Source organism: Micromonospora sp. R311 (assembly GCF_056780015.1).
Map to the genome: position 1 here is coordinate 233,812 of NZ_JBSWCE010000004.1, position 12,969 is coordinate 246,780.

The following is a 12,969-nucleotide window of genomic DNA, read 5'->3' on the forward strand; positions in this document are numbered from 1 at the left end:
GTGACGGCGAGCAGGTCACAGGGAATCCGACGAGGAGTCGCTCGGGGTCGCCTCACCGGATTGCCCGGACGACTCGTGGGATTGGCCCTGCGCTCGCGGCGTGACGATGTCGACCTCCATGAAGGGCTCGAAGATACCTTCGTGGCTCCGCCGCTCGCGTAGCAGGTCCTGGCTCCACTGCGCGGCAGCCTTCTGCTCCGCCATCATGTGTTGCCTGGCGCGGTCCAGCTCCTCCTTGATCGCCTGGGCAGCCTCGGGCGGAGCGGGAGAGTCGACAAACTCATCCATGATCGCCACCCACTGCCGGTTCAGCTGCTCGGCGTACTGCGCGCGTCTCCGGTAGAGGTCGTTCTGGCACTCCAGCTCGATCAGGCGTTCCGAGTACGGCTGGAGGAGCTGTCTGACTCGTTCTTCGAGTCGGACCGACACCTCTGGTCGGCACTCGACTCTCACCGCCCCGCGCTGGTAGCTCCACGGGGGCGGATCCTGCTCGGTGAGCGCCCGCTGCAGTGCGATCTCCAGTTCGCCAGCCCGGTGTGCGGGCAGCTTGCGGGCCTGCCCGAGGGCGACCCGCCTCACCCGCTGCACCACGTCCGGCATGAAGTGGTGCGCGCACCAGCTCAGCACCTCCGGTCGGACGCCCCTGGATGACCAGGTGAGGGTGGCGCGGACGGTGAAGCCGAAGACGTACCCTCGAGCAGGGACCACGATCGGCCCCGACACATCTCGTCGCTCGACGAGTTCGTCAGGCGGTGGCGAGGGCAGTTCCCCTGCCACGGCGGATTTCAGTCTCCGCAGCGCGGGAGTCACCTGCTCCCAGAGGGCCCGCAAACCCCCCGTGACCCGCGTGCCCAGATCCCGTCCGCGGTCGACCCACCGTCGATCGGGTCCCTTCGACGTCGGATCCCCGCTGGAAGCGTCGGTCACCTCACCCCTCCCTCTTGCGGAATCGCGCCACCCGGCACAGGCGGGGCCGGGCGCAACAGTGCGGCGGTTCACGCAGGGGTGGCTGATCAAGGGGTGTCACGCGGTGGAGCATCCAGCTCCCGAGTCGTCGTTGATTCGCTGATCCGTCGACTCAAGCTAACAACGTCGGGGCGGATCTGCCGGCAGCCGCGCGGGCACGTGGGCATGCCTGACCGGCGGATGTGGGTCCGGGAGGATGCCGGGGCCGACGGGGGCGCGGCGGCCCGGATCCGCCGATCGCAGCCGCAGCTGACCGTAACTGTGCGGATGCAGCGGGATCGCCAGGCCGGTTCCCCGGGATGCGGAGCAGGCCCACCGTCGACTCACCCATGCACCCCACGAGGTCCGAGCGGAGACCCTCGCCATCCTCACCTCCCGCCGCCCCGGCCGGCGGTCAAGGGCCGGAGCCAGTTGGGTGCGGGTTGCATCCGGTACCGGGGTACGGGGTTAGCGTCGGGGCATGAGCATCGAGCAGAGCTGGGTGCCGTCCGCGTGCACCCTGCCAACGGCGGATCGGCCCGTGCGGCTGGCCGAGTTCGACGACCTGTTCGCCTTCGCGCTGCGCAAGCAGTGGCGGTTGGCCCCGACCCGCTTGCGCTGGCGCCTCGATCCCGCGTCCGAGGGTATGGTGCGGGACCTGACCGGACGGGAAACCTCCTGCTGCTCCTTCTTCACCTTCACGATCAGCCATGTGAGCGGGGCTGTCGAGGTGGAGGTGCGGGTCCCCGACGGGCACGTCGAGGTCCTGGACGCGCTCGCCACCCGTGCGGCGACCAGGATGGCGGCGTGAGCGGCCCGGGCCGGGTCGGTGTGGCCGGCCCGGATGGCAAGGATGGCGGCCTGAGTGACCAGGGTGGCGGCGCGGGTGGCCTGCGCAGCGGGCAGGTCGCCGCGGCGGCCGGGGTCAACCCCCAGACGCTGCGTTACTACGAGCGGCGCGGGCTGCTCGCCGCACCCCGCCGCAGCCTCGGCGGGCACCGGCTCTATCCCGACCGGACGGTCACCCTGCTGCGGGTGATCAAGGCCGCCCAGCGGCTCGGGTTCACCCTCGACGAGGTCGCCGACCTGCTGGACACCGGCCGCCACCGGCGCGGCTCCGACGCCGGTCTGCGGGCCCACGCGGAGGCCAAGCTGGCCGAGGTCGAGGCGCGGATCGCCGACCTGCGGGCGATCGCCGGAACGCTGCGCGCGGCGGTCGACGCCGGCTGCGACGATCTGGCCGAGTGCGCCGACAGCCCACGCTGTCCCATCCCGTTCGCCACCTTCGCCGGTGGCGACACCGGCTGACCGAGGCGCCGGTGGCGATGCCCCGGTGACCGTGGGAGTCGTGGTGCGATCGATCTGGGGGTTTACATCGATGTAGCCCCTGGGGCATGATCGGCGACGCAACACTGTGGACAGTCGAGGTGCGTGACTGGCCACGGCTGGGCGGGACGTCCCCACCCTCGGCGTTCCGCCCGGCCCTGACTCGGGCACCGCAACGAACACCGTCCGCAGTCGACCATCGACGGGCTGTCGTCGCCGGTGCCGATCGGTCCACCTTGCCGCGCCGCTCGGCGGTTCGAGCCGTAGAGTGCCGCCGTGACTGAGATCGGCGCGCAGGTCGACCTGTTCCACCCCGCTGACCGGGTGTGGCGCACGTTGACGGATCGTGGGCTGTTGGCCCGGTGGTTCACCCAGGCTGAGCCGGTGACGGGAGCGGACGGGCGGGTGCTGCTGCACACGGCGGCCCTGCCCGGCTTCGACGCCGCCGTGGACGCGGAGGTGGTCGACCGGCGGGAGCCGGAGCTGCTCGCGTTGCGCTGCCAGGAGGCCGACCGGCGTACCCGGCTGACCTGCACCATCGCCCCCACCGCCGAGGGCTGCCGGCTCTCGGTCAGCGAGGTCCTGGAGCACGGCAGCTGGCCGGACGACCAGCGCGAACGCCGCGAGGAGTTCTACCAGCAGACGCTGACCGGTCGGCTCCCGGCGATCCTCGACTGGTTGGCCTTCCAGCAGGTCGACCTGCGACGTGGCGAGCCCGGCATGACGGCCGAGCTGCCGGTGACGGCGGCGCCCGAGCCGGCACGGGCCGGCGGCCGACGCCGTCTTCCGGTGCTGATCGCGGCGGTGGCCGCCGCCGTACTCGCTGCCGGTGCGGTGGCGGTGTGGGCGGTGCTGCCGGGCGAGCCGGAACGCCCCGCCGGGTCGGACTCCGCGGCGCTGCCGACCGCTCCGACCGCCACGAACCGTCCCGCCCAGCCGATCCCGTCCTCGCGCACCGCGCGGAGCTCCACCTCCAGCAACGCCCGCCCGAGTCGGACCCCCACGACGAAGCCCTCGGCCACGTCCGCCTCGGCCACGCCCTCGGCGCCCGCGCTGACCGCCCGCTACGAAACCGTGAGATCTCGTCTCCTCGGCTACACCGGCGAGGTGGTGATCGACAATCCCGGCAGCGCGGCGGCGGACTGGAAGCTGATCGTCACGCTGCCCGAGGGCAGCACGGTCACCGACGCGAGGAAGGTGGAGTGGCAGCAGGACGGGCAGGTCGTGACCTTCACCGGGCCACCCGTCCCCGGCGGTGGATCGCAGATGGTCCAGTTCGACGTCCGCGACGCCGGGGTCAGGCGGGCGCCGGACGGCTGCACGGTCAACGACAACCCCTGCGCCGGCCTGTGACGCCGGGCCGGGCGACCACTGGGCCGGCGAGCGCCGGGCCGGCCGCGCTCCAGGGCGGGCGAGCGCCGGGCCGGGCGGGCGCCGGGCCGGGCCGCGAAGAACCGGGCGGCGGGACCGGAGCCGGAGTTGGTTGACCGCGTTCAGGCCGGGCTGATGTGCGCGGCGAGGATCCGCCAACCGCGCTCGTCGTCGTAGACCCAGGTGCGGGTGTAGCGCAGCCGCGCCGCGAACGGTGCGCCGCCGAACAGTCCCGTCACCCGGCCCACGAAGATCGTCACCCCGGTGCTGCCCTCGACGATCAGGTCCAGTTCCTCCTCGGCCAGCTCGTCGATGATCGAGCTCCGGCTCCGGTGGGCGGCCAGGTCGTCCCGCTTGCCGTACCGGTTGCCGTCCGGGCCGATGGTGATCAGGTGGTCGTCCAGCAGCTGGTCGAGGGCGGCCACGTCCCCGGCGCGTTGCGCGGCCTGGAGGCGGCGCTCCGCGTCGAGCAGCTCGGCCTCCCGCTCGCTGTCCGGCATGCTGCCCTCCTCCTGTTCAGGCGTGGATCGACGGGCCGGTCGGGGCCACGGTCAGCACCGTGCCCTCGACGGCGGACAGGTGGGCCAGCTCGATCAGCGCGACCGTGTCGACGGCGTCGTACGGGTCGACCGGCATCGGCGCGCCGTCCCGCAACGCCGCCACCACCTGCTGGTAGAAGCTCTGGTAGCGGCCGGGCTCGGTGGGCACCGGCCGCAGGTCGCCGTCGACGCCGAGCTGGCCGTACCGCTCGGGAGGGACCTCGCCCCAGCCCGGCGTGCCCGGCCGGCCGCCGTCGCGCAGCGCCGCCTCCTGCACGTCGAGCCCGTAGCTGGTGTAGGCGGCGCGGTCGCCGAGGATCCGCAGGCGCGGCCCGAGTTGCGCCGCCAGCGCGGTCATCCAGAGGTGGGAGCGGATGCCGTTGGTGTGGGTCAGCGCGACGAACGCGTCGTCGTCGACCTGGGCACCCGGCCGCCGACGGTCCACCTCGGCGTAGACGCCGCGTACCGGGCCGAACAGCTGCACCGCCTGGTCGACGAGGTGGGCGCCCAGGTCGTAGAGGGTGCCGCCGGCCTCGTCGGGGCTCCCGAGCTCCCGCCAGCCGGGTTTGATCGCCGGCCGCCAGCGTTCGAAGCGGGACTCGAAGCGGGCCACCTTCCCCAGCGCGCCCTCCTCGACCAGGCGGCGGGCGGTCAGGAAGTCGCCGTCCCAGCGCCGGTTGTGGAACACCGTCAGCGGCACCCCGCGCCGGGCGGCCTCGTCGACCAGGTCCCGGCCCTGCGCGGCGGTGGCGGCGAGCGGCTTGTCCACCACCACCGCCAGCCCGGCGGCCACCGCCGCCCGGGCCATCGGCACGTGCTGCCGGTTCGGCGTCGCCACTACGACCAGGTCGAGCGCGTCCGGTGAGCGCCAGAGCTGCTCGGCGTCGTCGACGATCCGGGCGTCCGGGTGATCCTGCCGGACCTGGTCGCGTCGCTGCGGGTCGCGGGTCACCACGACCTCCAACCGCAGCCCCGGCGTCGCGGCGATCAGCGGGGCGTGGAACACCCGCCCGGCGATCCCGTAGCCCAGCAGGCCGACCCGCAGCGGAGTCCGCGTCGTCCCCGTCATGCCACCCTCGTCTCGTACCGCCGGTCCACCCGGCCCCGATGGCACCGAACTTACGCCCCACGCGGGCGTCGCTTCACGGCATGGCGGGCATTCGCGCGGCGGTGGCCGTGGCCGTGGGGGAGGGGTCGTACGCCGATCGGCGTACGACCCCTCGACCTCGCGGCCGCCGCGGCGGCGGGCCGGCGCTCCGGCTCAGACGCGCGACCACTTCTGGTTGGCGCCGCCGGTGCAGTCCCACAGTTGCAGCTTGCCGCCGTTGGTGGCGACCCAGTCCCGCACGTCGACGCACCGGTTGCTGTTGAGGTTCACCAGGTCGCCGGCGCCGTTGAGGGTGAAGCGTTGCGCCGGGTTGCCGTTGCAGCTGACCAGGTTGACCTCGGTGCCGTTGGCCGTGCCGGCCCAGGCCGGGTCCATGCACTTGCCCATCGCCTGGACGGTGCCGTCGGCGGCGAAGGTCCACGCCTGCGCGGCGGTGGTGTTGCAGTCCCAGATCTGCAGCTTCGCCCCCTCGACCGGGTTGGCGCCGGGGATGTCGATGCACCGGCCGCTGTGCGTGCCCCGGATCCGGCTGGTGCCGGACGGCGGCGGGGTGCCGCCCGAGGTGTAGCCGGAGACCCGTACGTAGTCGACCAGCATCTGCTGCGGGAACTGGGTGGAGGCGTCCGGGTAGCCGGGCCAGTTACCGCCGACCGCCACGTTGAGGATCATGAAGAACGGGTGGTCGAACACCCAGCGGTTGCCGCCGAGCCGGCTCGGGTCGACCCGGTGGTACTCGACGCCGTCCAGGTACCAGATGATCGAGTTCGGCTCCCAGTCCACCCGGTAGGTGTGGAAGGCGTCGGCCAGCGGCTGGCCGATGGTGCGGCTGCCGGTGATGCCGCCGCCGCCGGAGTAGCCCGGGCCGTGGATGGTGCCGTAGACGGTGTTCGGCTCCCGGCCGATGTTCTCCATGATGTCGATCTCGCCGGCGGCCGGCCAGCCGACGGTGCCCATGTTGTTGCCGAGCATCCAGAACGCCGGCCAGATGCCCTGCCCGCGCGGGATCTTGATGCGGGCCTCGAACCGCCCGTACGCCTGGGTGAAGGTGGCCGCCGTCAGCAGCCGGGCGGAGGTGTACTCGCACCGGCCGTAGTGGCACTGGTAGTTGGCCGGGTTCTCCCGGCGGGCGGTGATGACGAGGTTGCCCTGGCCGTCGTGCACGGCGTTGCTCGTGCTGTTGGTGTAGTACTGCCGCTCGTTGTTGCCCCAGCCGCTCCCGCCGATGTCGAACCGCCACCTGCTCTGGTCGACCGGGGTGCCGGCGGGCGCGTTGAACTCGTCCTGCCAGGTGATCCCGCCGATGGCCGCCTCGGCGGTGTCGGAGCGGCTGGGCAGGACGAGGGCTGCGGTGAGACCGACGACCGCGACTGCGGCGAGGACGAGCGCGCGTGGCCGGCGAAGGGCGGTGAACATGGGATCTCCTGTGGGCGGGTCGGGATCAGGGGGCGGTGGTGGCGGCCGGAGGGGAGGGGCCGCGGTGGTCCGGTCCCGGCGCACGCCGCTGCGCCGTGACCGGTCGGCGTTTGAGAGAGCGCTCTCTAGCGATGTTTGTCGATGGGCGTTTCATTTGTCAAGACTGTTGCCAGTTTGTTGCTCCGGTTCCCAAGCGGGTGGTTGGCCCCGCTCGCGCCGGTGCCCCGCGGTTGCCGGCCCGGGACGGGCGCCGGGCGTAGGCTGTCAGCCGTGGATCAAGAAGACCGGATCGCCCTGTTCCTCGACTACGAGAACCTCGCGCTGGGAGCGCGCGACCATCACGGCGGCATGGCCTTCGACTTCCGTCCCATCGCCGACGCGCTCGCCGAGCGCGGGCGGGTGGTGGTGCGGCGGGCGTACGCGGACTGGTCGTACTTCGACGAGGACCGCCGGATGCTCACCCGGTCGCACGTCGAGCTCATCGAGATCCCCCAGCGGATGGGGGCCACCCGCAAGAACGCGGCCGACATCAAGATGGCCGTCGACGCCGTGGAGCTGGCCTTCGAACGCGACTACATCTCGACGTTCGTGATCTGCACCGGCGACAGCGACTTCACCCCGCTGGTGCACAAGCTGCGCGAGCTCAACAAGCGGGTGATCGGCGTCGGGGTCGAGAAGTCCACCTCGGCGCTGCTCCCGCCCGCGTGCGACGAGTTCCTCTACTACGACCGGCTGGAGGGCGTCGACATCCCGTCGACCCGGGCCCGGCGCGGCCGACCGGCCCGGCTGCCCAGCCCGGAGCCGAAGCAGGCGGAGCAGGTGGAGCAGGAGCCCGAGGCGCCGCCGGCGGTCGAGGAGCGGGCCCGCGACGTCGACACGCTCTCCGTCCTGGTCGCCCAGACGGTGGCCGGCCTGCAGGGCAGCTCCGAGGGCGCGGTGACCGCCTCGCGGCTCAAGCGCACCCTGCTGCGCAAGGACCCGACCTTCAGCGAGTCCGACTACGGCTTCCGCACGTTCGGGGAACTGCTGCGCCACCTGGCCCAGCACAACGTCGTCGAGCTGGCGGAGGGTCCCGCCAAGGGCGATCCGGAGGTCTCCCTGCCCGAGCACGGCGACCGCGAGGTGGCCTTCGGGCTGCTCCGCACCGTGGTGCTCGATCTGGCCGGTGGCGACGGCGCGGTGGCGCTGTCCGGCCTGAAGAACCAGCTACGCCGGGCCCGGCCCGACTTCAGCGAGAAGAAGCTCGGCTACCGCAGCTTCCTCCAGTTCTGCAAGGCGGCCGCCACCAGCGGCGCCGTGGACCTGCGCTGGAGCCCCGAGGCGGACGACTACCTGCTGACCGCGCAGCCCGCCTGACGCGTCCGGCGCCCGCCGTCGCGGCAGGCGGTGGTCCGGCCGGCCGTGACGCGACCGGCCGGACCATCGACAGGCGGGCCTCAGCCCACCACGGACCGCAGCGGCACCCGGGCGTCCCGCAGGGCCCGCACCAGGTCACCGAGGAACGGGTGCTCATCGGCCTGGCGCCCCTCCGGGTTCGGGATCACCAGGTAGGCCGAGCCGTTCGCCACGGACGTCCGGCCGTCACCGGTGAAGCCCGCGACGATCGCCCGGGTGCGGTCCAGGTCGGCGGGGGCCACCTCGATGGTGATCGGCCGCCAACCACCGCCGAGGTCCGCCGGGACCGGCGCGGCCGCGGCGGCCGCGCGGGCCGGCTCGACGCCGCGCGCCGCGGCGCCGCGCTGCGCCGGCCCGCCGGGGTGCAGCAGCGCGTTGGCCACCAGGTGCAGCCCGTTCTCGTTGTACGCCCGGAAGAGCGGGTTGAACGCGAACAGCACCGCCCGCCCGGCCCCGGTCGGCTCGTCGACCAGCGCGACCGTCCCCTTCAACGCGTCGGTGCCGACGGTGTAGCCGTTGGCCCAGAAGGTGTCGCCGGTCGGGTAGCGGAGCACGTTGGTCCCGGTGCTGCTCGGGGTCAGGATGGGGTCGTTGTTGTTGAACTCGAAGTCCTCCGCCGGGCGGCCCAGCGCGACCGGGCTGTCGTGGTCGACGTCCACCCGCAGGTGCGAGCCGATCACCGTGTAGCCGGTCGGTTTCGGCTGCTCGGTGGTGGAGGTGAGCCCGGCGGCCCGGGCCATCCGGGTGCCCTCGTTGCGCAGCCCGAGGTAGGTGTGGCCCTGCGCGATCCAGTTCCGCAGGTTGGCCTGCCCGGCGGCGGTGAGGCCGCCGGTCGGGCTGCTGCCGTCCGGCACCAGCAGCACCGTGCGGCCGGTGAACGCCTCGGTGTTGTCGTTGATGTCGGCCGTGGTCACCGGCGTCAGATCCAGCCCCCACCGCTTGCCGAGCACGTACCGGGCCTCGCCGTGCGAGCCGGACGTGGTGGAGATGCCGGTGCCCTGGAACAGCCCCACGTCCGGCAGGGCGAGCCGGGTCCCGCCGACCGGTCCGCGCAGGGTCAGCGTCACCCCGAGCGACTCGGCGAGCCGGTCGACCTCCCGGGTCAGCCGGGTCGCCGGCAGGCCGACCACACCGCTGTCCAGGTCGCGCACCAGCGGTACGCCCCGACGCAGCAGCGCGAAGGTGAACTCCGCGGCCGCGGCGGAGTCCAGCGGGTAGGCGTACGAACCCCACGGTGCCGCCGGGGCGCTCCGGCCGCCGCTGATCTGCCGGACCAGTCGCGCCCGTGGCCGGACGTCGTCGCCGGTGTAGACGGCGGACACGCCCATCAGCAGCGGGTTGCTCCAGGACGACACGTCGTAGAAGTACGGGAACGGGGTGTACGGATCCTCACCCATGATCGCCTGGATCCAGTGCTTCTGCGGCTGGTCCATCGGGATCCAGTACGCGCCCTTCGGCACGGTGAGGTTGGTGGCGCCGCGCCCACCGAAGATCCGCGCGGTCGGCAACCGGGTCGGCCGCTGCACCTCGTACACCTCGACGTCCATCCGCCGCAGCCGCTCGACCAGTTGGCGTACGTCGGCGAGCTGCCGGTCGGGCAGCAGGAAGTACGAGCGGATCCGGATGTCCGGCACCGGGAACTGCACCGTGTTGGTGGGCTGGACCACCTCGTTCGGCTCCAGCGCGCCGGCGCGGCCCTGGGTCAGCGCGTCCCGCCAGATCTGGAAGTAGCCGGTCAGCAGCTCGCGCTTGTGCGCCGCGGCCCAGCCCAGGGTTGACCACTGGGTGTGGAACTGCTGCTGCACCCGGTCGGGCACCGCCGAGGCGCTGCCCTTCTCGAAGGTCATGCCGGCGGCGCCGAAGCCGGCGGCCGGCACCGTGTCGCCGTAGCCCATGAAGAACAGGTCGTAGGTGGAGTAGTTGAAGTAGCACTCGGTGGTGACCGCGCCGCCGCAGGCGCCGTTGTAGCCGAAGCCGGCCTTGTTCGCCTCGCCGATCCGGTTGATCCAGTCGACCGCCTCGCCGGCGATCTCGTGGTGGATCGGGTCGGCGTTGGGCGGGAAGAAGTACTGCCGGCCGCCCATCTCGTGCGCGTCGATGAAGACCTGCGGCGGGTACCGCCGCATCAGTTCGAGCTTGCTGTCGGTCTCCCGCTGGGTACGGGCGAACCAGTCCCGGTTCAGGTCGAAGCCGAACTCGTTCTGCCGCCGGCTGGCGTCCCGGCCGTCCGGGTTCTGTGTCGGCACGATGACGGTGACCAGGTTCTCGTTGCGTCGGGCGACGTCGCAGGAGAGCCCGGACGCCAACTCGTACAGCGTCTTGAGCGCGGCGTCGGCGCCGCTCTTCTCGCCGCCGTGCACGTTCCCGGTCACCCAGACGATGGCCGGACCGCCGGCGGTCTCGGCCACCTCGCGCGCCGAGGTGCGGCGCGGGTCCCGCAGGTCGCGGACGTCCTCGGCGATCTTCCGCAGGGTGGCCGGCCGGACGTTGCGCTCGGTGGACACCACCGCGTACGGCAGCGGCTGGCCGAGCACGCTGGTGCCCAGGACGCCGGTGACGACCCGGTCGGAGGCGGCGTCCACGGCGTCCAGGTACTGGCCGATCTCGCCGGTGGTGACGACCCGCTCTTGGCCGAGGCCGAGCGGGAAGCCGAGCGCCTGCTCCGGGCTGGGCACGGTGGCCAGCCGGGCGCTCGGGTCGTTGCTGCAGGGGGCGGGCCGGGGTGCGGCTTCGGCCGGCGTACCGCCCAGCAGGGGCGTCATGCCGAGCAGGAGCGCGACCACGGTGGCGCTCGCCAACCGTCGCGGAGGAACCGTCCAGACCGGACGCGTCGCTGGGGCCATGTCGTGTGTCCCTTCCCGGGAACCGGCTCACATTGATCGGAGCCTATGACCTGCGATTTTCCCCGGTCAAGATCCTGCCGGCGCGGTCGACCGGCGTCGCGGGGGTCGGCGGAGAGGCGGGGCCCCCGCGGGTGCCGGCCGCCCCCTAGACTCCGGCTGTTCCACAGCTCGACAGAGGGGAATGCCCGTGCGTCGCTGGACGGCCGCCCTGGCCCTGACCGTGGTGCTCGCCGGTTGCGGTGGCGGCGACCAGACCGAGCCCCCGACCCGGCAGCCGGCCTGGCAGGGCGGCACGCCGACCACGTCACCCACGCCGGCCGCGCTGACGCCGGAGGAGGCGAAGAGCCGCTACCTGGCGATCGTCGAGCCGTACAACACCGCTTTGGAGAAGCTCGAGACGGCGGCCAACGCGGGGCAGCCGTGGCGGACGGTGCGGAAGCTGGCCGCGGAGGTGGCCCGGACGAACGCCGCGCACGCGGTGGCGCTGCGGGAGACGGCCTGGCCGGAGCAGGCCCGCGCCCCGATGGCCGCCCTGCTGAAGGAGAACGACGTCGCGTTGCGGCACTGGCGGCGCGCTGGCGAGGCGGCGGACGCCGAGGCGTTGCTGCGGGAGATCCGCGCGGCGGCGGCGCACAGCGGCGCCGAGGAGGCCGGGAAGGTCCGTGCCGCGCTCGGGCTGCCCCCGTACCGGGAGAGCTGACCGTCTCTGGGCGGACTGCCTCCGGGGCGCGTTCGAGCCGGTGAGCCTTTCCCCGAGGGGGAACCGGAGCCGCCCCTGGCCCGTCCAAGCCGCGGCCCACCACCGATCAGGGGAGAAGAGCCCTCGTGCGCGTAACCGATCTGCGGCAACGCGTCCGCCGGTCCGCGGCCTGGCCGCCGTGTCGCTGGGGGTGGCGGTCCCGGCTGCTGATCGGCCTGGCCGCGCTGGTCGCGACAGCGCCCGTGTGGCCGGTGATCCAGCCCGGAGAGCCGGTCGCGGACGAGCTGCTGGCCCCCGGGGAGGTGGCGGTGATCGTTCCGGTCGTGCTGATCCTGCCGCTCGCCTGGGCGCTGATCGGCCGGTCCCGCCAGGTCGGCCGGGTCGTTGGTCTGGCGCTGGTCGGATGCGTTGCCGCCTGGTCGGTGGGGACGGCCCGGTTCGCCGGGTACGCCACCCCGCCGACGGTCGACGACGGGCTGCGTTCCTACCTGGTGGCCGCCGGTTGCCTGGTCGCGATCGGGGTCGCGGTCGAGGTCGGGTGGCACCGGACGAGCCGGGCGCCGCTGCCGGCACCGGGCTGGCGTCGTACGGCCGGACTGGTGGCCTGGGTGGTCGGCGTCGGCGCGACCGCCGCGGTGCCGGTGCTCGACGGCGAGCCCATGCCCCCGCGAGACGCCTTCCTGCCGCTGCCACCGGCCGTCGTGCTGCTCGGCGAGGAGGCAGCCTGCGCAGCTCCCGGTCGCTCCTGCGTGCGGCGGTTCACCGTGGCCGCCACCGACGGTGCGAACGCGCGCGATCTCACGCGGCGGTTGGGCCGGCATCTGGCCGAGACGAGGGGCTGGGCCGTGACCCGGTACGACTTCGCGCCGGAGCCGGTGATCGCCTGCCGGCCGGTCGCCGGGTTGGCCAACCCCTACCGGCTCTGCGCGCAACTGCGGGTCGACGAGCGGGACTCCACGGTGGAGGTGTGGTTCGCGCACTCGAACCCGCACGACCCGGTCTACTGACCACGCTCGTCCGCTGTCGGGCCGGCAACCCTCGTCCCCATCGTGGTTGTGGCGCCGGCCACTTTCCTGATAGACCTGCTGGTGGATCTGCTCCACGCCGCCCTGCCCGGGAGGAGCCGTCATGAGTGATCCGAGCACCGCGTCGATCGTCTCCGCACCCCGGCCCGAGCAGCCGAGCGAGATCGGCGCGCCGGTCAATCCGGGGCTGCCGGGCAGCGCCCGTGCCGACAAGCCGCGGGGCCTGTTCGGGGACGCGTGGCGTGACCTGCGCCGCAAGCCGCTGTTCTGGATCTCGGCGACGTTCATCGTGATCTTCCTGGTG

The 12,969-nt window shown here is 73.1% G+C and carries 11 protein-coding genes and 1 pseudogene; 7 read left to right on the forward strand and 5 right to left on the reverse strand.

Annotation, left to right across the window (positions count from 1 at the left end; all coding sequences use genetic code 11):
- Positions 1 to 15: 15 nt before the first annotated feature.
- The gene (locus AC1WTP_RS05035; RefSeq protein ID WP_481648075.1) at positions 16 to 927 is read right to left on the reverse strand and encodes a regulator of G-protein signaling domain-containing protein; all 912 of its coding nucleotides are present in this window, start codon (positions 925 to 927) and stop codon (positions 16 to 18) included.
- A 499-nt stretch (positions 928 to 1,426) separates the two neighbouring features.
- On the opposite strand from AC1WTP_RS05035, the gene AC1WTP_RS05040 reads away from it, so the two are divergent.
- The 3 genes from AC1WTP_RS05040 to AC1WTP_RS05050 all read left to right on the forward strand — a co-directional run bounded on the left by AC1WTP_RS05040 (position 1,427) and on the right by AC1WTP_RS05050 (position 3,624).
- A complete protein-coding gene (locus tag AC1WTP_RS05040) occupies positions 1,427 to 1,756 on the forward strand; it encodes a hypothetical protein (RefSeq protein WP_481648076.1) in 330 nt (109 codons plus the stop codon).
- A complete protein-coding gene (locus AC1WTP_RS05045) occupies positions 1,753 to 2,253 on the forward strand; it encodes a MerR family transcriptional regulator (protein WP_481648077.1) in 501 nt (166 codons plus the stop codon). Before AC1WTP_RS05040 ends, AC1WTP_RS05045 begins: the two co-directional genes overlap by 4 nt.
- 294 nt (positions 2,254 to 2,547) lie before the next feature.
- Entirely contained in the window at positions 2,548 to 3,624 is a 1,077-nt protein-coding gene (locus tag AC1WTP_RS05050; RefSeq protein ID WP_481648078.1) for an SRPBCC family protein, read from the forward strand.
- 140 nt (positions 3,625 to 3,764) lie between these two features.
- On the opposite strand, the gene AC1WTP_RS05055 is transcribed toward AC1WTP_RS05050, so the two are convergent.
- The 3 genes from AC1WTP_RS05055 to AC1WTP_RS05065 form a co-directional block, all read right to left on the reverse strand.
- Positions 3,765 to 4,142, reverse strand: a complete 378-nt coding sequence (locus AC1WTP_RS05055; protein WP_447139470.1) for a nuclear transport factor 2 family protein — start codon at positions 4,140 to 4,142, stop codon at positions 3,765 to 3,767.
- Between the two features lie 16 nt (positions 4,143 to 4,158).
- A complete protein-coding gene (locus AC1WTP_RS05060; RefSeq protein WP_481648079.1) occupies positions 4,159 to 5,250 on the reverse strand; it encodes a Gfo/Idh/MocA family oxidoreductase in 1,092 nt (363 codons plus the stop codon).
- 192 nt (positions 5,251 to 5,442) lie between these two features.
- On the reverse strand, positions 5,443 to 6,702 hold the full coding sequence (locus tag AC1WTP_RS05065; RefSeq protein ID WP_481648080.1) for a family 16 glycosylhydrolase: 1,260 nt from the start codon (positions 6,700 to 6,702) through the stop codon (positions 5,443 to 5,445).
- A gap of 270 nt (positions 6,703 to 6,972) precedes the next feature.
- On the opposite strand from AC1WTP_RS05065, the gene AC1WTP_RS05070 reads away from it, so the two are divergent.
- Positions 6,973 to 8,058, forward strand: coding sequence for an NYN domain-containing protein (locus AC1WTP_RS05070; protein WP_481648081.1), 1,086 nt, complete (start codon positions 6,973 to 6,975; stop codon positions 8,056 to 8,058).
- Positions 8,059 to 8,138: 80 nt separating this feature from the next.
- Here AC1WTP_RS05070 and AC1WTP_RS05075 read toward each other — a convergent pair whose 3' ends face one another.
- Positions 8,139 to 10,940: a M14 family zinc carboxypeptidase gene (locus AC1WTP_RS05075; protein WP_481648082.1), complete on the reverse strand. Its 2,802-nt coding sequence runs from the start codon at positions 10,938 to 10,940 to the stop codon at positions 8,139 to 8,141.
- Between the two features lie 187 nt (positions 10,941 to 11,127).
- On the opposite strand from AC1WTP_RS05075, the gene AC1WTP_RS05080 reads away from it, so the two are divergent.
- The 3 genes and pseudogenes from AC1WTP_RS05080 to AC1WTP_RS05090 form a co-directional block, all read left to right on the forward strand.
- Positions 11,128 to 11,640 carry a hypothetical protein gene (locus tag AC1WTP_RS05080; RefSeq protein ID WP_481648083.1) on the forward strand — a complete coding sequence of 171 codons (513 nt, stop codon included), beginning with the start codon at positions 11,128 to 11,130 and terminating at the stop codon, positions 11,638 to 11,640.
- A gap of 125 nt (positions 11,641 to 11,765) precedes the next feature.
- The gene (locus AC1WTP_RS05085; protein WP_481648084.1) at positions 11,766 to 12,647 is read left to right on the forward strand and encodes a hypothetical protein; all 882 of its coding nucleotides are present in this window, start codon (positions 11,766 to 11,768) and stop codon (positions 12,645 to 12,647) included.
- Positions 12,648 to 12,768: 121 nt separating this feature from the next.
- Positions 12,769 to 12,969: pseudogene (locus AC1WTP_RS05090) on the forward strand (ABC transporter permease); the annotation flags it as partial.

Bases quoted from the DNA above. Each gene is read 5' to 3' on its own strand.
- AC1WTP_RS05075 (WP_481648082.1), bottom strand. From the start codon at position 10,940: ATGGCCCCAGCGACGCGTCCGGTCTGGACGGTTCCTCCGCGACGGTTG.
- AC1WTP_RS05040 (WP_481648076.1), top strand. From the start codon at position 1,427: ATGAGCATCGAGCAGAGCTGGGTGCCGTCCGCGTGCACCCTGCCAACG.
- AC1WTP_RS05060 (WP_481648079.1), bottom strand. From the start codon at position 5,250: ATGACGGGGACGACGCGGACTCCGCTGCGGGTCGGCCTGCTGGGCTAC.
- AC1WTP_RS05065 (WP_481648080.1), bottom strand. From the start codon at position 6,702: ATGTTCACCGCCCTTCGCCGGCCACGCGCGCTCGTCCTCGCCGCAGTC.
- AC1WTP_RS05055 (WP_447139470.1), bottom strand. From the start codon at position 4,142: ATGCCGGACAGCGAGCGGGAGGCCGAGCTGCTCGACGCGGAGCGCCGC.